Below are 17,910 nucleotides of genomic sequence, written 5' to 3'. Positions count from 1 at the left end.
TTAAGAGGAGGCGGACGCTATCAGGATGACAGGAGCAAAACCCGGCCAGACCGCCATATCTATCTGGTTGTTCAGCGTAATCTCTTTATCGCTGAACAGCTCCCGGTAGGGCCGGTAAGCAAGATGGGGCGGCAGTACGATTTCCGTCTGCGGGAATCCCCGCGCGGGTAAACCCAGTACCAGACGCGGTGCCGCAATAATGACGGCCTCGTCATTACTCACCCGCGCAAACGCGATAACGTTTTCGGCGTGCTTCCCGGTTGCACTGAGCGGAACATAGTCGCCCTGCTGAAACAACGCAGGCTTTTGCTGGCGAAGCCCGGCGAGCGTTGCCACGACGTATTGTTTCAGATGGCCGTTCAGCCAGTATGCCTGCTGGTCCCAGGCCGGTTTTTCATCCTGCCTTAACCGCTGTTCCAGCCGGGTGAAATCCGGCAAACGGCGGTTATCGGGATCAACAAGACTGAAATTTAGCGCCTCGCTGCCCTGATAGATATCCGGTACGCCGGGTGCCATGAGTTTTATCACCGTCTGGGTCAGGCTGTTCACCAGTCCGGCCTGAATAAATGGCTGGATCGATGTATGGAAATCTTGCAGGAAGAGCCGGTTTGCCGGTGAAAGCAAATGATGCGCGTAATCCAGCACTGCCTTTTCATAGTCTTCGTTATTGTCATCCCAGCTCGTGCGCAGCTTGGCTTCACGCAGTGCTTTTTCGACAAAACTCTGAAATCGGTCGTCGAGTTCCTGCAAACCCTGTTCATCCTGAGGTGCCAGGGTAACCGGCCATGCGCCCGCCAGCGCCTGATAGAGCATCCATGTCAGCGCAGGGCGTGGTGCCGGGCCATCGGGAAGTATTCTCACCTTTGACTCGTTCATCCGGTGCCAGCGTTTCACGCAGGCGGCCCACTCCTGCGGGGCTTCAGTCAGCGTAAACAGTCTGGCGCGGGCATCTTCACCCCGTTTGGTGTCATGCGTGGACGTTGCGGAAAGCGCTTCCGGTTGCTCTTCGCAGCGTTTTATCATCTCCGTATGGAAGCGGCTGAGGGAGAAGGTGCGAATTAACGGTTCCGCGCCCACTTCGTTGAGCGCCAACTCCATGTTCTGACGGAAAAAAAGCGTGTCTTCCACCGATTTAGCCATCAGCGGCCCGGTCAGTTGCTGGAAACGTGTGCGGAATAAACCGGCCTGCGATGCAGCCGCCGCGGAGGTTTCTCCACAAAGAATACGCACCAGAAACGCGAGGATTTCAGCCTGAACGGGAAGGATCGTGGCGCTGACCTTACGCAGTATCTTGTGTAAAAGTGCCGCGTCTTCCGCAGGCATGCCCCGTGGTGTGCCGTAAGTGCGGTACACCGGGAAAGCGATCAGTAATTCGCGCAATGCGGTGCGGATATCATTTTCTTCATACGGCGCGTCTTCTGTCCCGGCAATATCGGTAGCCAGTTTCCAGAGTGCAGTGAATTCACCTTCGAAATTTTTCTCCACCATCATCAGCTTGGCCGCGCGAAGTTCGTTGCGCAGGTCCACCGGCTTGCCCACCACGTTATCGTAAAGCTCGCTAAGCACTGCAATATTCTCATCATTAACCAGCACATCCGAAAGCGAGGCAATAAACTCATAACCTGTAGTACCGGAAACCGGCCAGTCCGGTGGCAGGCGCTCGCCTTTGCCCAGAATTTTCTCGACCGTGATATAGCAGTCAGGCCCGGCTTTTTCCCGCAGGCGTTCAAGATAAGCTTTGGGATCGGCAAGACCATCCACATGATCGACCCGCAGGCCATCGACCACTCCCGCGTGGACCAGTTCGAGGATCAGCCGGTGCGTATCATCGAAAACGACGTCATCTTCTACACGTACCCCCGCGAGACCTGTGATCTCAAAAAAGCGCCGGTACGAAAGCTCGCGGGGCGCATCCCGCCAGCACATCAGCCGGTAGGGCTGGCGTTCGTGTAATGCGGCCAGTTCTGTTTTGTTCAGACCGTCTGTGTTATCTGCCGTGAGGGTGCCGGGCGCAACAGGATAATACGTCCCAAAATAGTCGAAAGCGGGCTTTCCAGTGAGGGGATCAACCTTGAGCGTAATCTCGCCTTTTTGCAGCGCATCCTCAAAAGAATCCCCGAGGAAAGGCAACGTCAGCCGACGCGACCAGTCGATATCAAAATGGCGTGCATAGCGGCTCTTTTCGCCGTGTTCAATGACATCACGCCACCAGGCATTTTCGGGTGAGGCAGCCATATGATTGGGCACAATATCGAGGATCAGTCCGATCCCTGCCGCTTTCAGTGCCTGCGCCATACGGTCGAAGCCTTCGCGTCCGCCAATCGACGGATCAATTTCGTTGGCGTCGGTAATATCGTAGCCATGGGTGGAGTCAGACGTTGCCGTAAACACCGGAGAAGCATACAAATGGCTGATCCCCAGCTGTTTTAAATAGGGGATTAGCCCGGTTGCGGTGTCAAAGTTCAGTCCGTTACGGAACTGAATGCGGTAAGTTGCAGTGGGGATTTTCACGGTAAAACTCCTGGCGCAAGACGGACAATAAGGGAGCCGGGTACGGAGGTCACCGTTTCCGGCGGCCAGGCAAAAAGTGTTTCTCCCGGCAGTTCAGGAAGCGGGTGCGTGTCTTCACCGACATTCAGTACCAGCGAAAGTGTGCCTCGGGGGAATACCCATTTAACCGCGAGAAAACCGGCTGAAGTTCCGACAATCTGGCCGACTTCGCCTTTCGCCGGTGTCAGTAAGGGCACGATATGTTTCTGGCGCAACGCCAGCAGCTTGCGGGTCAGTGCCAGTGCGTTTTTGCCTTCGGGATGGGTCAGTTTTTGCCAGTCAAGTTTCGAATTTTCGAAGGTGCTGAGGGCGTTAGGGTCGGGTACGGTTTCGCTGCCGTAATCGCTGTGCCCTTCAAATTCCCGGGCGCGGCCCTCGCGAACTGCCTGCGCCAGTTCACCTTCAAAATCGGTAAAGAACAGGAACGGGCGGGTTTCGCCATATTCTTCGCCCATAAACAGCAGCGGGATATGCGGGGATAACAGTAAAGCGGCCAGCAGAACGCGCGTACGTTCAGCGCCAGCCAGCGTGATCAGCCGGTCACCGTGTGCACGATTACCAATCTGGTCGTGATTTTGAATGAAATCGACAAAGGCTACCGGCGGCTGCCTGCGGCTGACCGCACCGCGTGGCTCACCGGTTTGTGGTGATTTTTCACCCTGATAGGCGAAACCTTCTGCTAATGCGCGTGCTGCCAGTCTCTCAGGATTTTGCGCAAAGTCCTGATAGTAGGCATGCGTTTCACCGGTGCTGAGAACATGGATGGCGTTATGGAAATCGTCATTCCATTCGGCGGTAAACAGCGGCACGTTGCCATCAGCATTGCGCGGGTGCAAAAAGATCACATTGCGGCTGTCCTCAGTGGTCAGATGCACCGGGCGGTCGGTTATCTCTTCGCGAATTCGCTCGGCGATTTCGATCAGAATATGCGGGGAAGAGGTGTCTTTCATCTGGTCGATGGCATCAAAGCGCAGGCCGTCCAGCCGGTATTCCTTGAGCCAGTACAGGGGCGCTTGCGCAATATAGCATCGGGCCGCTTCATTTCGATAATTGATGCCTGCACCCCATGCCGTGGTGCGTTGCGGATCGAAAAAATCCGGTGCGAGCAGCGGCAGATAATTCCCTTCAGGACCAAAATGGTTAAGCACAATATCCAGTACCACGGAGATGCCGACACCGTGCGCGGCATCGACAAAGGCTTTGAAATCATCCGGCGAGCCGTAAGCGGAGTGAGGCGCGTACAGCAAGACACCGTCATAACCCCATCCGCGATTACCACCAAATTGTGAGAGCGGCAGCACTTCTATCATGGTAATGCCGGTTTCTGCCAGCCAGGCAAGTTTCTCCTGCGCGGCGCTGAAAGTGCCTTCGGGCGTGAATGTCCCGATATGCATCTCGTAAATGACCGTTTCTTCCCACGGACGGCCTTTCCAGTCAAGATTCTGCCATGTATAACCTGATGACGAGGTCACCAGCGAAGGGCCGTTGACGTCCGCAAGCTGCGCACGCGAGGCGGGATCAGGAATAGGCAGGCCGTTGGCAAGAATGAACTGATATTCCTCACCGGGAGAAACACCGGTTGCCACAAACTCAAACCAGCCGTTTTCCTTCGGCAGCATGTCTTTGTTTTCGCCGGAAAGTCGCAGGGTCATTTTGTCCTGGCCTGGCGCCCACACCCGAAAGAGAACTGTCCCGGCGGAAATGAAACTCGCCCCCCAGCTTGTCATAAATGCATCGCGTTGCATCGATTCACCTCACAAAAGATTGAGCGATTAAGCAGGCAGTTAGCAAACGAATAATAATGATAGACGAGGATGGGCAGAAGAGGAGCCTGTCGGCTATTATGCCCCGATAAAAACCGGGGCATTAACGACAAAAATTAAGCTGTCATCAGGAAGAAGAGGTGAAAAATACAATGGAAATAACAAAAGAGACAAGGGTCCCGATGAGTAACATGCATTTGTGAGGAGTAAAGAACTTCTTGCCTGCGTTGCCTTTATGCGCCTTCACCAATAGCCACAGCATCACAACGCCAACGATAATAAATATAATCCCACCTGCTATACTCGCGACTGGAGCCATATAATTCTCCTTCTTATCGGTAAATTTTAATTATAGCTCAGCATCTGAGAAGCGTTTTCCGATTGATATTAGCGGTCATCACGCAAACTCACATCAGCCGATCTTGTTTGCCCCGACCGCGGCAGTGCGCAGTTGTGACTGTACTGATGTAGCCAACTGAACGTATAATATACCGCCGCGATAATCGTGTGGCGTCACGCCTTTTTTTACAGTGACTTAAGGTAAATAAACCGTGTAGTAAATCGGTTTCCATAATAATGAATTTCACTTGCAGATGATAATCACACAATACCTAAGGGAATTAAATGAAGTTACTTCATGGTTTACTTTTTATGCTGTCAGTCGTGATGACCGGACAGTCCAGTGCCGCAACCACCACACTGACTGATGTCCTGGGAAATAAAATAACCTTAGAAACCCCGGTGAAAAGAGCGGTATTAGGATTCTATTTTGAAGACTATATGGCGGTCGGCGGTGAGCAAGCGTTTGATCATATTGTCGGCATCTCCCGTGAAGCCTGGCATGGCAAGGTACCTGCGAACTGGGATATGTATATTAAACACCGCCCGTCCATCGCCAACATTCCGGATATCGGCGAAATCGATCTGCACAACGTGTCGCTGGAAAAAGTGATTAGCCTGAAACCGGATGTGGTCATTTTAGCCAGCTGGCAGTACGCCGCCCTGAAGTATGAAGTTACCCAGCTTCAGAGCCTGAATATCCCGGTTGTTGTGCTCGACTATAATGATCAAACGGTGGAAAATCATGTGAAATCCACGGAGATTATCGGGACATTAACCGGCCAGACCGACCGCGCGAATGAGCTTGCCCGGCTTTATAAAAACAACATCGCGCTGATTGAAGACAGGATCAGACAAGCGAATTTGCCTAAGCCAAAAGTTTATATTGAGTTTGGCAATAAAGGTCCGGCCGAGTATTCATTTACCTACGGCGAAAATATGTGGGGCGTGATGCTGCGTCTCGCAGGTGGTGAAAATATTGCAGCGCCTTTCGTTAAACAGTGGGGCGAAATTAACCCTGAGCAGTTGCTGGTCGCCAAACCGGATGTCATTTTTATTTCCGGCAGGGAGAACAATAAAGTCGATACGGCGTTAGAAATGGGCATCGGCGTTAATGAAGCCGCCGCAAGAGCAAAACTCAACGGATTCGCTCACCGTGACGGCTGGAGTTCATTACCGGCTATTAAAAACGACAAACTCTTCGGGGTTTATCAGGGTGCATCGCGTACGCTGGTCGATTTCACCATGGTACAGTTTATTGCAAAGTCCCTTTATCCTGATTTATTCAAGGATATTGACCCGGTGAAAAACTATCACGATTATTATAAAAAATATCTGCCCGTCATGCCGGTGGGCACCTTTGCATTATCGGCCAGCGGAGAGCCATACTGATCATGGATGTCACCTGCTAAACGGTCCCTTTCAATCCGGCCGTAGTCATTAAAGACGGCGCGGAACTGATAAGTTATCCGGTAATATAACGGCTTCCATGACAGGGAGCCGTTTGCTTATGTGCGCCGGGGCGCGGTACCTGCTCAATAAATATTGTCGTTTCCTGACCGGTACCTTTAAATAATCTCCTTATATTTCCTTTAAAAGAATATGAAAGTTTATTCGTCAATAAAAATATTCCTATTCTTCGGGTAGCTTCAAGGTAAATTTTTTTTAAGCACGATATATTGCCAGCTTGTCAGTTTTTGGGTGCCCGGGAATGTACGAATTTAATTTAATATTACTGCTGCTACAACAAATGTGCGTGTTTTTAGTGATTGCCTGGCTGATGAGTAAAACGCGGTTATTTATTCCGCTGGTGCAGGTGACGGTGCGCTTACCGCATAAGTTGTTGTGTTATATCACCTTTTCCATTTTTTGCATTATGGGAACCTACTTTGGTCTGCATATCGAAGACTCTATTGCCAACACCCGCGCAATTGGTGCAGTGATGGGCGGACTTCTTGGCGGCCCGGTGGTCGGGGGATTAGTGGGGCTGACCGGCGGGATCCACCGTTATTCGATGGGCGGTATGACCGCGCTGAGTTGCATGATTTCAACCATCGCCGAAGGATTATTAGGCGGTCTGGTTCACAGCGTGTTGATCAAACGCGGACGCATCGATAAATTATTTAATCCGCTGGTCGCGGCCGGTGTCACCTTTGTCGCAGAAATACTGCAAATGCTGATTATCCTGCTGATCGCCCGCCCGTTTCATGATGCGCTTAATCTGGTCAGCAGCATTGCCGCGCCGATGATGGTGACAAATACTCTCGGGGCCGCGATGTTTATGCGCATCCTGCTGGATAAGCGGGCGATGTTCGAAAAATATACCTCGGCATTTTCGGCCACTGCGCTGAAAGTGGCGGCCTCAACGGAAGGGATTTTGCGGCGCGGTTTTAACGAAGAAAACAGCATGAAAGTGGCACAGGTGCTGCTGAAAGAATTGGATATCGGCGCCGTGGCGATTACCGATCGCGAGAAATTACTCGCCTTTACCGGTATCGGTGACGATCATCATCTGGTGGGCAAACCCATCGCCTCCCAATATACCTGGTGCGCCATTGAGAATGATGAAGTGGTGTATGCCGACGGCAACGAGATGCCTTACCGCTGTTCGCTGCATCCTAACTGCAAGCTGGGTTCAACACTGGTGATCCCGCTGCGGGGTGAAAATCAGCGGGTGATTGGCACGATCAAATTGTATGAAGTCCGCAACCGGCTGTTCAGCTCCATCAACCGGACGCTGGGAGAAGGCATTGCCCAACTGTTATCGGCGCAGATCCTCGCCGGTAAATTTGAGCAACAGAAAGCTTTACTGGCGCAGTCTGAAATCAAACTGTTGCATGCACAGGTGAACCCGCATTTCTTATTTAACGCCCTCAATACGCTGATGGCGGTAATCCGCCACGACAGTGACAAGGCCGGGCAACTGGTGCAGTACCTGTCGACATTCTTTCGTAAGAATCTCAAACGCTCCTCTGAAATTGTCACCCTGGCCGATGAGCTTGAACATGTGAATGCTTATCTGCAAATTGAGCTGGCAAGATTCCCGTCACAACTGAAGGTGGATTTACAGGTGCCGGCGGCCTTTTCTGATCAGAGCCTGCCTGCTTTCACGCTGCAACCATTAGTGGAAAATGCCATTAAACATGGTACTTCTCAGCTGCTGAGCAATGGCAATATTATTATTCGTGCTTACAGCGAGGGGGAAAGAGTGATTGTTGAAGTGGAAGATAATGCCGGGTTATATCAGCCGGAAGCAAGCGGTGACGGGTTAGGCATGAGTCTGGTGGATAAGCGGCTGCGCGCGCGCTTTGGCGATGATTACGGTATTACGGTCAGCTGTAAACCGGATGATTTTACCCGCGTCACGCTACGCCTGCCAGCCGGGGGAGTGGTATGTTGAGAGTTCTTGTTGTGGATGATGAGCCACTGGCGCTGGAAAATTTACGTTTACAGCTTCAGGATGAAAGCGACATTGAAATCGTCGGCGAGTGTACTAATGCCATTGAAGCGATCGGTGTGATCCATAAAATCCGCCCTGACATTGTATTTCTTGATATTCAGATGCCGCGTATCAGCGGGCTGGAAATGGTTGGCATGCTCGATCAGCAACATCGGCCGCACATTGTTTTCCTCACCGCGTTTGAGGAGTATGCGGTGCAGGCGTTTGAACAGTGCGCGTTTGATTATCTGCTCAAACCCATACAGGCGGCGCGGCTTCAGAAAACCCTGGCCAGATTACGTCAGGGTTATCAGACGCAGGACGTTTCGCAGTTACCGCAATATCAGCAGCCGCTGAAATTTATCCCCTGTATCAGCAGCAACCGTATCTGGCTGTTACAGCTGGAAGATGTAGCCTATGTGAGCAGCCGGGTCGGCGGGGTGTATGTCACCGGGCAGAATGGTAAAGAGACATTTACGGAGCTGACATTGCGTACGCTGGAAACCCGCACGCCGTTGTTACGTTGTCACCGGCAGTATCTGGTGAACATGGATTATCTGAAGGAAATCCGTCTGGAAGATAAAAACCAGGCTGAACTGTTATTGCGCGATGGTCAGATTGTGCCGGTCAGCCGCCGCTATCTGAAATCGCTGAAAGAGACGGTGGGGCTGTAAACCCCGCCGCTTTTCTTTAGGTCAAATTGGTCAGATTAAGCAGGCTGGTCGCAGCCGCGCAAAGACCTCGCGGATTTCGGTTTCGGGCAACTGCATGCCAATGAAAACTAACACACTGTGCGGTGTTTCGTCCGGTTGCCACTCGCGATCCCAGTCGGCGCTGTACAGCCGCTGCACCCCCTGGAACAACAGACGGCATGGCTGATCGGCTATCCATAACATCCCTTTATAACGCATCAGGTTATCTGCAAAACCGGCGAGCAGTTCTTCCATCACCTTCGATATCGCCGTCAGCGCGACCGGGTAATCCAGCTCCACGACAATTGAAGAGACGGCATTTTGCTCCGGCGCGACGCGGTAGAACAGCGGTCTGGCGGCGACCACGTTCTCCTCCAGCATAAACCCGCGGATATCAAACAGCAGCGCCGGATCGATGTCACCCTGAATCATTCTATAAACCGGTGCACGTGCATTGATTCGTTGCAGCCGCTCTGCCAGTTCAGGGCATTCACCGGCCACATCAGTCTTGGTCAGCACGATGCGGTCAGCATAACCAATCTGCGACTGCGCCAGAGGAAATTGATCCAGCTGCGACATGGCATGAACGGCATCCACCAGCGTGATAACTCCATCTAACACGTAACGCTCACAGATAATCTCATGGGCGAAAAACGCCTGAAGGATCGGGCCGGGGTCGGCCATGCCGGTACATTCAATCATCAGCCGGTCAAACCGCACCTCGCCTTTATCCACGCTGTCCAGTAAATCCAGCAGCGCCGCTTCCAGTTCTCCCGAGCGGGTACAGCAGATGCAGCCATTGGACAGGGTGGTAATACGTGTGGCACGGTCACCTATCAGCTGGTTGTCGATCGGTATTTCACTAAATTCATTCTCGATCACCGCAATTTTCATCTGGTGCTGCGTATGCAAAATCTGGCGTAAGAGTGTGGTTTTCCCTGCACCCAGAAAGCCTGTTAATACTGTGACTGCAATCGGTGTCATGTTTGCCTTCCTGCTAATAACGGCGCCCTCTTAACAACAGCGCATTCCGCCTTTACCGTCTCCGCCATAACGCGCCTGCTGGCGTTCACGGAAAAATTCCTCGTAGGTCATCGCAGGCGTATCCGGGTGGTTGGTCTGCATATGCAGAACGTAGGTGTCGTAATCCGGTATGCCCACCAGCATACGTGCAGCCTGTCCGAGGTATTTCTTCGCTGCACCTAAGTTGTCAAACATACATACTCCTTTGAATTTAAACTGAAAAGCCCCGGAGTGCGGGGCTTTCAGAAAAACAATCAATGCCCGGATGAGAGTTTTATTCCTTCCGCCGGTACCGGCACATAAGGCGTTTCCTTATCGGTACGCTTGTCTGTTTTACGTGCCTGCAGGCAGGCGCGGATACCGTAGAAAATGATGCTGTACACCACAATCAGGAACAGAATACTCAGCCCGGCGTTGGTGTAGTTGTTGATCACAATGTGATGCATATTGCTGATTTGCTCCGGAGTCAGGTTCGCACCGCCTGCGCTGATGCGTTCTTTATACTGACCGGCCATGTAGAAGAAGCCTTCCATCTGTGCATGGGTGCTGAACAGTTTCAGCCCCAATGCCCAGGTGGTGCAAATAAGCAGCCAGATGGCAGGCAGCAGGGTGACCCAGATATATTTCGTGCGTTTCATTTTCACCAGAACGACGGTAGCGAGGATCAGCGCGACGGCAGCCAGCATCTGGTTAGAAATCCCGAACAGCGGCCACAGGCTTTTCACGCCACCCAGTGGATCGACCACACCCTGATAAAGCAGATAACCCCACAGGCCGACACAGCCTGCGGTGCCGATCACCCCGGCGACCAGTGAATCGGTTTTTTTCAGGAACGGGATAAAGTTACCCAGCAAATCCTGCAACATAAAGCGGCCGGAACGCGTCCCCGCATCCAGCGCGGTCAGGATGAACAGCGCTTCAAACAGAATGCCGAAGTGATACCAGAAGCCCATATCGGCCAGCGGCATAATTTTGTGGAACACATGTGCAATCCCGACGGCAAGCGTAGGTGCGCCACCTGCGCGGTTCAGCACTGAGGGTTCACCGATATCCTTCGCCGTCTGCATAATCTGCTCAGGCGAGATGACAAACCCCCATGAACTGACGGTGGCCGCAGCATGCGCCGTGACGTCTTTCAGCTGCGCCAGGATCATCGGCGCATTATCGCCGCCCAGTTCGTGCAGGTTTGGCATGGTAATGCCCAGACCGGCCGGCGGAGTGTTCATGGCGAAGTACAGACCCGGTTCGATGATTGATGCTGCCACCAGTGCCATCACGGCGACAAAGGATTCCATCAGCATGGCACCGTAACCGATAAACCGTGCATCTGTTTCGCAGGCCAGCAGTTTAGGCGTGGTGCCGGAGGCGATCAGCGCGTGGAAACCCGATACCGCGCCGCAGGCAATGGTAATAAACAGGAACGGGAACAGCGCACCTTTCCACAACGGACCTGTACCGTCAATGTACTGGGTCAGGGCCGGCATTTTCAGTTCCGGATTGAGGATGACGATACCGATCGCCAGTCCGACGATGACGCCGATTTTCAGGAACGTTGCCAGATAGTCGCGCGGCGCCAGGATCAGCCACACCGGCAGCAGGGCAGAAATAAACGCATAACCAATCAGAGTAAAGGTAATGGTAGTGTCTTTGAAGGTCAGCGCCGGACCCCAGTACGGATCACTGGCGATAACGCCGCCGAACCAGATTGCCGCGACCAGCAGAACAACGCCAATCACTGAGATCTCACCCACGCGACCTGGCCGGATAAAGCGCATATAGATGCCCATAAACAGGGCAATCGGCACAGTGGAACAGACGGTGAACACTCCCCACGGACTTTCCGCCAGTGCTTTCACCACGATTAAGGCCAGCACCGCCAAAATAATAATCATGATCAGGAAACACCCGAACAGGGCGATAGTGCCCGGCACCGGTCCCATTTCTTCTTTGATCATTTCGCCCAGAGACGCACCGTTACGGCGTGAAGAGATGAACAGCACCATAAAGTCCTGCACCGCACCGGCCAGAACCACGCCGGCCAGCAGCCACAACACGCCCGGCAGATACCCCATTTGTGCAGCGAGCACCGGACCGACCAAAGGACCGGCTCCGGCGATGGCAGCAAAGTGGTGGCCAAACAGCACGTTGCGGTTGGTCGGCACATAGTTCAGACCGTCATTGTTGATCACTGCGGGCGTCGCGCGCGAAGGATCGAGTTTCATGACCTTTTGTGCGATATACAGACTGTAATAGCGATAGGCCACCAGATAGACCGAGACAGAGGCCACGACTATCCACAAAGCGCTGATATGTTCACCCCGCCGCAGGGCAACCACGCCCAGACAGCAGGCACCGAGGAGGGCAACAATCATCCACGGTATGTGCTTGAATAATGTTTTTTTATTCATAAATAACCCGGTTATTTTAAAAGGACTCACGAAATACCCTTCTCTGTTTTCTTTATTAAGGATCGCTTTCAGAGAGGCAGGGGCCTGTTTTATGTGCCTGCATAGGGTGCCAAATTCGCGGGCGCGGAGGGGGGAAACTTGGTCAGCGGTCACAGAGGCAGATAAGCGGTTATTACGCGGGATAAGCGGTTCCGGGAGTGATTAATGCAGCAAAATCTGTGATTTAGATCACTGGGTCGGTTACGCGTGAAAGTCCGGACATCGGCGTAACTTTTCTGGCAGAGCCGTCTTTTGGCAGGTAAATTACTCCTTTGCTAAATGATCCGAGGGATCACCAGACACGTTCAGGGAGTTTTTTATGAAAGGTAAGTTTCCGCAAGACTTTATGTGGGGTGGGGCAACGGCGGCAAACCAGGTTGAAGGCGCTTACGATCAGGATGGCAAAGGGCTGTCGATTGTCGATGCGATCCCGGGTGGTAAAGACCGTTTAAACATCGTTTCCTCCCCGGAGTTTGACTTTACCCTTGATCCTGCAAAATATACGTATCCCAATCATAAAGGTATCGATCACTATCATCGCTTCCGGGAAGATATCGCGCTGTTCGCAGAGATGGGATTCAGGTGTTACCGTTTTTCTATCGCCTGGACCCGCATCTATCCGAACGGTATTGAGCAGGAACCCAACGAAGCGGGGCTGCAGCATTATGAGCAGGTGATTGATGCCTGTATCGCACACGGCATCGAACCGGTGATCACGATTTCCCATTATGAGATGCCGCTCCATCTGGCTACAGCATTTGGTGGCTGGAAAAACCGTGAACTGATTGGTCACTTTGAGCGTTTTGCCCGCACGGTGCTTACCCGCTTTGGTCATAAAGTGAAATACTGGATGACTTTCAATGAGATTAACAGCGCGGCGCATTTCCCGATCATGAGCCAGGGGCTGACGGTGAAAACCGGTGCGCTTGAGGCTCAGGCGAAATTCCAGGCGTGGCATAACCAGTTTGTGGCCAGCAGCCTGGCGGTAAAAATAGCCCACGAAACCCACCCGCAAATCCAGATGGGTTGCATGATCCTGTTTGCCACCCATTACGCTTATGACTGTAATCCGGTCAATCAGCTGGAAACCCTGAAAGAGACTCAGGCGTTTAATTTCTACTGCGCCGACGTGCAGGCCGGTGGTAAATATCCTTACTATGCCAAACGGTTGTGGCAGTCGCAGGGCGTCGAACTGGATATTCAGCCGGGTGACTTAGCGCTGATTAAAGAGCATACGGTGGATTACATTGGTTTTAGCTACTACATGTCTTCGACCATCAACAAAACCAGTCCGGACGCGGTTTCGGCACAGGGTAATCTGCTCGGCGGCGCGCGCAATCCGTTCCTCGAAGCCAGTGACTGGGGTTGGGAAATCGACCCGGTTGGTCTGCGCATTGCCCTTAATCAGCTGTACGATCGTTATGAAAAACCGCTGTTTATTGTGGAGAACGGGCTGGGCGCCGTCGATAAACCGGATGAAAACCACTTTATTGCCGATGATTACCGTATCAATTATCTGCGCCGGCACATTGAAGCGATGGCTGAAGCGATTGAAGACGGCGTGGAACTGATGGGATATACCCCGTGGGGGTGCATCGATCTGGTGAGTATGTCTACCGGCGAGATGAGCAAACGCTACGGTCTGATTTATGTCGACCTCGACGATAAAATTTCCGGGACGGGGAACCGTTACAGGAAGAAATCGTTCCACTGGTATCAGAAAGTGATTGAGACCAACGGCGCAGATATCAGCTGATATTCCCCGGCCAGTCCTGAGTACAGTCCGGGTTATGCCCGGACTGTACTCACCGACCTCCGTTCCCTCAAATCCTAAAAATTTACAGTCTGGCAAACCCTTAATTTAAAGGCTTTTACTCAGCGCGGTACGCAGCAGAAGCACCGCCGCCTTTAAAGCCTCTTGCTTTCCATCAGGGATAAATAATACTGTATATACATACAGCCTTCCTTGATGGTGATTACAATGCAGTTCCTCACGCTTAACGAGCCACGGCAGATCCTGGCATTCCCCTTGTTCAGCGACCTTGTCCCCTGCGGGTTCCCGAGCCCGGCGCAGGATTATGTTGAGCGGCGTATTGATCTCAATGAACTGATGATTCAGCATCCGAGTGCCACTTATTTCGTGAAAGTGACCGGTGACTCAATGATTGACGCCGGGATTGGCGAGGGCGATTTACTGGTCGTGGACAGTTCCCGTAAAGCTGAACATGGCAATATTGTCATTGCTGCGGTTGACGGTGAATTCACGGTTAAGCGCCTGCAACTGCATCCGGTTGTCATGCTCCGGCCTGAAAATAGTGTTTATGCGCCAATCATCATTGGCAGCGAAGAAAGCCTGGAAGTTTTCGGCGTAGTGACCTATATCGTGAAATCTGCGAGCTGACTATGTTTGCACTGTGTGATGTGAACTCTTTTTATGCTTCCTGTGAAACGGTATTTCGCCCCGACCTGAAGGGGCGGCCGGTGGTCGTTTTATCCAATAATGACGGCTGTGTTATTGCCCGTTCTGCTGAAGCATATCCATTTGTAAAAATGGGAGAACCGTATTTTAAACAAAAAGAAGTGTTCAGGCGTCATGGCGTAGTTTGTTTTAGTAGTAATTATGAACTCTACGCGGATATGTCCAACCGGGTAATGACCACAATTGAGGAGATGGTGCCACGCTGCGAAGTATACTCAATTGATGAGGTTTTTTGTGACCTGACGGGCGTGCGCAATTGTCGCGATCTGACGGAGTTTGGGCGTGAAATCAGAGCCACTGTTCTGCAACGTGCGCATCTGACGGTTGGGGTCGGTATCGCACAAACCAAGACGTTAGCCAAACTGGCTAATCATGCAGCAAAAAAATGGCAACGGCAGACGGGTGGCGTTGTTGACTTGTCAAATGTCGAACGGCAAAGAAAGCTTATGGCGGCGTTACCCGTGGATGAAGTCTGGGGAGTCGGCCGGCGGATCACGAAGAAACTGAAGTCTATGGGGATCGGGACGGTGCTGCAGCTGGCAGACACTGATATCCGGTTCGTCAGAAAACATTTCAACGTTGTGCTGGAAAGAACGGTGCGTGAGTTACGGGGTGAACCGTGTCTTGAGATGGAAGAGTTTGCGCCGGTAAAGCAGGAAATTGTTTGCTCCCGCTCGTTCGGTGATCGGATCACGGAATATGAGCAGATGCGTCAGGCTATCTGTAGTTATGCTATCCGGGCAGCGGAAAAGCTCCGCAATGAACATCAGTATTGCCGGTTTATCTCCGCGTTTATTAAAACGTCTCCCTTCGGATTAAATGAGCCTTATTATGGATCCAGCTCATTCGTTAATTTGCTGACGCCGACACAGGATAGCCGGGATATTATGGTTGCGGCGACGCGCTGTCTGGATGCTATCTGGAAAGAGGGACATCGCTATCAGAAAGCCGGGATTATGTTGGGCGATTTTTACAGTCAGGGTGTGGCTCAGCTGAATCTTTTCGATGAAAACGCACCGCGACATAATAGCCAGAAACTGATGGGCGTATTGGATTATCTGAATGCCAGGAAGGGGCGTGGAACGCTTTATTTTGCAGGGCAGGGCATACGGCAGCAATGGCAGATGAAGCGTGAAATGCTCTCGCCGAGATATACCACGCGATATCAGGATCTGCTCGTTATTAAATAATTACCGCCATGCCTCGTTTAAAATAAATATTATTGCTTCGCATTTTAAATAGCCACGTTTTACCTGCGGGCGGTTGCTGGTGCAGATACAGTGACTGCCGCAGGCCCGCCGCCTGCGTTTAACCATATCATCTGACACACCTGACATTGGTAGGTCAGGCGCAGTTAATAAAAAAAGATGCCTGATCGCTAGTAAAAATTTCCCTGAGTAACTAGCATTTATCCAAGATTGATTTTAATTAAAAGACTTATTTCACGATGACTTATCTTGAAATTTTTAAGTCAGCGTCTTGATCCTACCGTGTTTGTGTTGGGAGTCTGTAGATGGGTGACAGCAGGTTGAGGGTGATGGAGTTACTGGCCTGGCTGAGAAAGGGCAGACTGTGCGTTTTGCTGGCGTGGCTGGCATTTTTTGGCTCCTTTCATCTGCAGGCAGCTGAACCCCGGCAGATGCCGTCTGATCAGGAAAAAGCCCGCACTGTGTTTATTTTTCATCAGCCGGTTGTGATGTTGCAGGCAACGTTCGGTTTGTCCACGCCGGAAGAGCGTGTGTTGCGTATCCGTAATACGCTGCGTTCGCTGAACGGGGAGGACATCCGCCATCCGGTGCAGATCCTGTCTGTGCAACGTTATGGTCAGCAGGGGCGGTTGTTTGTAATCAATGGTAAACCACTGATGTTGCTGTCGGAAAGTGATCTGGATGAAGGCGATGACCTGACGCTCGATCAGGCCGCGCAGCGTGTGCTGGCGCGCTTCAACACACAACGCACCTCGCTGGCAGAGCAGTATTCTTCCTCGTATCTGGCGATCGCGACACTCAAAGTGGTTGCGGGTACCGCTGTGCTTATTCTGCTGTACTACGCGGCGTTTACATCCTGGGCTAAAGTGAAAGCGTATTTCACGGCAAGGATTTTGCTGAAGAAAGGGTGGATCCCGTACCGGTGGCGCAGTTTGCTGGGTGCGGTTGAAGTGCATTTATACGCCATTTTGATAATTTTTCTGAGCATCGTGGCGTTTTATCTCTGGCTGAGCTGGTTGTTCCGTTTATATCCGTGGACGCGTATCTGGGGGGAATCGCTGGGTGACTGGTCAGTCGATGTGGTGCAAAAAATCGCTCTGGCGATTGTGTCGGCGTTCCCGGGCTTGATGATCGTGGCAATCATTTTCCTCATTACGGCGTTTATTCTCAAGCTGCTAAAAATACTGTTAAAACGGGTTGAGACCCGAAAAACGCAGGTGCCCGGCCTGCACCCTGAAACGGTGGGCGCGACTCGAAAACTGATTTCTGTCATGGTCTGGCTGTTTGCGCTGTCTGCGGCCTATCCGTTTTTGCCGGGCGCAAACTCACTGGCCTTCAAAGGTGTCAGCGTATTCTTTGGCCTGATGCTGACGTTGGGATCTGCCGGCGTGATGAACCATGCGATGAGCGGACTGGTGCTGATTTATTCCCGGGCGCTGCGTAAAGGCGATGTGATCCGCATCGGCGATAACGAAGGACTGGTGAGTGAAATCGGCATGCTGGCGACCAAAATTATCACCCGTGAAAGTTACGTTGTCACCGTGCCGAATGCTGTGGTGGTCAGTGGCAAAATCACCAATCTCAGCGCACAAAATCCGGGGGGCGGTGTCAACCTGACAACCAGTGTCACCATCGGTTATGACACGCCCTGGCGGCAGGTGCACGCCATGCTGGAGCTGGCCGCCAGCCGTACGCAGGGTATTGATCTTCAGCATAAACCGCTGGTACGTCAGCTCAGTCTGATGGACTGGTATATCGCCTATGAACTGCAGGTGCATCTCCGTCCGGGCGAATCCCTTGCCACAGTAAGAAGCGAATTACACAGCCATATTCAGGACGTCTTCAACGAATTTAATGTGCAGATTATGTCGCCGAATTTTGTCAATCAGCCGGAAACAGCCGTCATGGTGACTCAGGACAACTGGTTCGCCGCACCGGCCTCGCCGCCGGATAATCCGAAATGAAAGAGA

The 17,910-nt window shown here is 52.2% G+C and carries 13 protein-coding genes; 7 read left to right on the top strand and 6 right to left on the bottom strand.

The window, feature by feature from the left end:
• From treY to ETV65_RS15265, 3 genes are all read right to left on the bottom strand, one after another.
• The gene (treY, locus tag ETV65_RS15275; protein WP_129953663.1) at positions 1-2,511 is read right to left on the bottom strand and encodes a malto-oligosyltrehalose synthase; all 2,511 of its coding nucleotides are present in this window, start codon (positions 2,509-2,511) and stop codon (positions 1-3) included.
• The gene (gene treZ / locus ETV65_RS15270; protein ID WP_129953662.1) at positions 2,508-4,295 is read right to left on the bottom strand and encodes a malto-oligosyltrehalose trehalohydrolase; all 1,788 of its coding nucleotides are present in this window, start codon (positions 4,293-4,295) and stop codon (positions 2,508-2,510) included. Before treZ ends, treY begins: the two co-directional genes overlap by 4 nt.
• A gap of 145 nt (positions 4,296-4,440) precedes the next feature.
• A complete protein-coding gene (locus ETV65_RS15265) occupies positions 4,441-4,632 on the bottom strand; it encodes a hypothetical protein (RefSeq protein ID WP_129953661.1) in 192 nt (63 codons plus the stop codon).
• 305 nt (positions 4,633-4,937) lie between these two features.
• Between ETV65_RS15265 and ETV65_RS15260 the strand changes: the two genes are divergently transcribed.
• The 3 genes from ETV65_RS15260 (at position 4,938) to btsR (ending at position 8,765) form a co-directional block, all read left to right on the top strand.
• Complete coding sequence (locus ETV65_RS15260; RefSeq protein WP_129953660.1) at positions 4,938-6,044, top strand: ABC transporter substrate-binding protein; 1,107 nt, start codon at positions 4,938-4,940, stop codon at positions 6,042-6,044.
• 319 nt (positions 6,045-6,363) lie between these two features.
• Positions 6,364-8,052 (top strand): sensor histidine kinase, encoded by a 1,689-nt coding sequence (locus tag ETV65_RS15255; protein WP_129953659.1) that lies wholly within the window; start codon positions 6,364-6,366, stop codon positions 8,050-8,052.
• Entirely contained in the window at positions 8,046-8,765 is a 720-nt protein-coding gene (btsR, locus tag ETV65_RS15250; protein ID WP_129953658.1) for a two-component system response regulator BtsR, read from the top strand. The genes ETV65_RS15255 and btsR overlap by 7 nt, the downstream gene beginning before the upstream one ends.
• Positions 8,766-8,795: 30 nt before the next feature.
• On the opposite strand, the gene yjiA is transcribed toward btsR, so the two are convergent.
• Genes yjiA through ETV65_RS15235 form a run of 3 tightly spaced genes read right to left on the bottom strand, consistent with a single transcriptional unit; the run spans position 8,796 to position 12,214 of the window.
• A complete protein-coding gene (gene yjiA, locus ETV65_RS15245; RefSeq protein ID WP_129953657.1) occupies positions 8,796-9,767 on the bottom strand; it encodes a GTPase in 972 nt (323 codons plus the stop codon).
• Positions 9,768-9,797: 30 nt separating this feature from the next.
• A complete protein-coding gene (locus tag ETV65_RS15240) occupies positions 9,798-10,001 on the bottom strand; it encodes a YbdD/YjiX family protein (protein WP_129953656.1) in 204 nt (67 codons plus the stop codon).
• A 59-nt stretch (positions 10,002-10,060) separates the two neighbouring features.
• Positions 10,061-12,214 carry a carbon starvation CstA family protein gene (locus tag ETV65_RS15235; protein WP_129953655.1) on the bottom strand — a complete coding sequence of 718 codons (2,154 nt, stop codon included), beginning with the start codon at positions 12,212-12,214 and terminating at the stop codon, positions 10,061-10,063.
• Between the two features lie 358 nt (positions 12,215-12,572).
• Between ETV65_RS15235 and ETV65_RS15230 the strand changes: the two genes are divergently transcribed.
• The 4 genes from ETV65_RS15230 to ETV65_RS15215 all read left to right on the top strand — a co-directional run bounded on the left by ETV65_RS15230 (position 12,573) and on the right by ETV65_RS15215 (position 17,904).
• Positions 12,573-14,009 carry a 6-phospho-beta-glucosidase gene (locus tag ETV65_RS15230; protein ID WP_129953654.1) on the top strand — a complete coding sequence of 479 codons (1,437 nt, stop codon included), beginning with the start codon at positions 12,573-12,575 and terminating at the stop codon, positions 14,007-14,009.
• A gap of 225 nt (positions 14,010-14,234) precedes the next feature.
• Positions 14,235-14,654 (top strand): translesion error-prone DNA polymerase V autoproteolytic subunit, encoded by a 420-nt coding sequence (locus ETV65_RS15225; RefSeq protein ID WP_129953653.1) that lies wholly within the window; start codon positions 14,235-14,237, stop codon positions 14,652-14,654.
• Positions 14,655-14,656: 2 nt separating this feature from the next.
• Positions 14,657-15,922, top strand: a complete 1,266-nt coding sequence (locus tag ETV65_RS15220; RefSeq protein WP_129953652.1) for a Y-family DNA polymerase — start codon at positions 14,657-14,659, stop codon at positions 15,920-15,922.
• A gap of 323 nt (positions 15,923-16,245) precedes the next feature.
• Positions 16,246-17,904 carry a mechanosensitive ion channel domain-containing protein gene (locus tag ETV65_RS15215; RefSeq protein ID WP_129953651.1) on the top strand — a complete coding sequence of 553 codons (1,659 nt, stop codon included), beginning with the start codon at positions 16,246-16,248 and terminating at the stop codon, positions 17,902-17,904.
• The last annotated feature ends 6 nt before the right edge of the window (positions 17,905-17,910 follow it).

Source organism: Rahnella sp. RFA10(1/100) (assembly GCF_004195115.1).
Lineage (GTDB): Bacteria > Pseudomonadota > Gammaproteobacteria > Enterobacterales > Enterobacteriaceae > Rahnella > Rahnella perminowiae.
This window is presented reverse-complemented; position numbering and strand designations above follow the sequence as displayed.

What these genes read in the sequence shown, in the direction of transcription:
- treZ (WP_129953662.1), bottom strand. Translation starts at nt 4,295, where the DNA reads ATGCAACGCGATGCATTTATGACAAGCTGGGGGGCGAGTTTCATTTCC.
- ETV65_RS15265 (WP_129953661.1), bottom strand. Translation starts at nt 4,632, where the DNA reads ATGGCTCCAGTCGCGAGTATAGCAGGTGGGATTATATTTATTATCGTT.
- ETV65_RS15260 (WP_129953660.1), top strand. Translation starts at nt 4,938, where the DNA reads ATGAAGTTACTTCATGGTTTACTTTTTATGCTGTCAGTCGTGATGACC.
- ETV65_RS15255 (WP_129953659.1), top strand. Translation starts at nt 6,364, where the DNA reads ATGTACGAATTTAATTTAATATTACTGCTGCTACAACAAATGTGCGTG.
- btsR (WP_129953658.1), top strand. Translation starts at nt 8,046, where the DNA reads ATGTTGAGAGTTCTTGTTGTGGATGATGAGCCACTGGCGCTGGAAAAT.
- yjiA (WP_129953657.1), bottom strand. Translation starts at nt 9,767, where the DNA reads ATGACACCGATTGCAGTCACAGTATTAACAGGCTTTCTGGGTGCAGGG.
- ETV65_RS15240 (WP_129953656.1), bottom strand. Translation starts at nt 10,001, where the DNA reads ATGTTTGACAACTTAGGTGCAGCGAAGAAATACCTCGGACAGGCTGCA.
- ETV65_RS15235 (WP_129953655.1), bottom strand. Translation starts at nt 12,214, where the DNA reads ATGAATAAAAAAACATTATTCAAGCACATACCGTGGATGATTGTTGCC.
- ETV65_RS15230 (WP_129953654.1), top strand. Translation starts at nt 12,573, where the DNA reads ATGAAAGGTAAGTTTCCGCAAGACTTTATGTGGGGTGGGGCAACGGCG.
- ETV65_RS15225 (WP_129953653.1), top strand. Translation starts at nt 14,235, where the DNA reads ATGCAGTTCCTCACGCTTAACGAGCCACGGCAGATCCTGGCATTCCCC.
- ETV65_RS15220 (WP_129953652.1), top strand. Translation starts at nt 14,657, where the DNA reads ATGTTTGCACTGTGTGATGTGAACTCTTTTTATGCTTCCTGTGAAACG.
- ETV65_RS15215 (WP_129953651.1), top strand. Translation starts at nt 16,246, where the DNA reads ATGGGTGACAGCAGGTTGAGGGTGATGGAGTTACTGGCCTGGCTGAGA.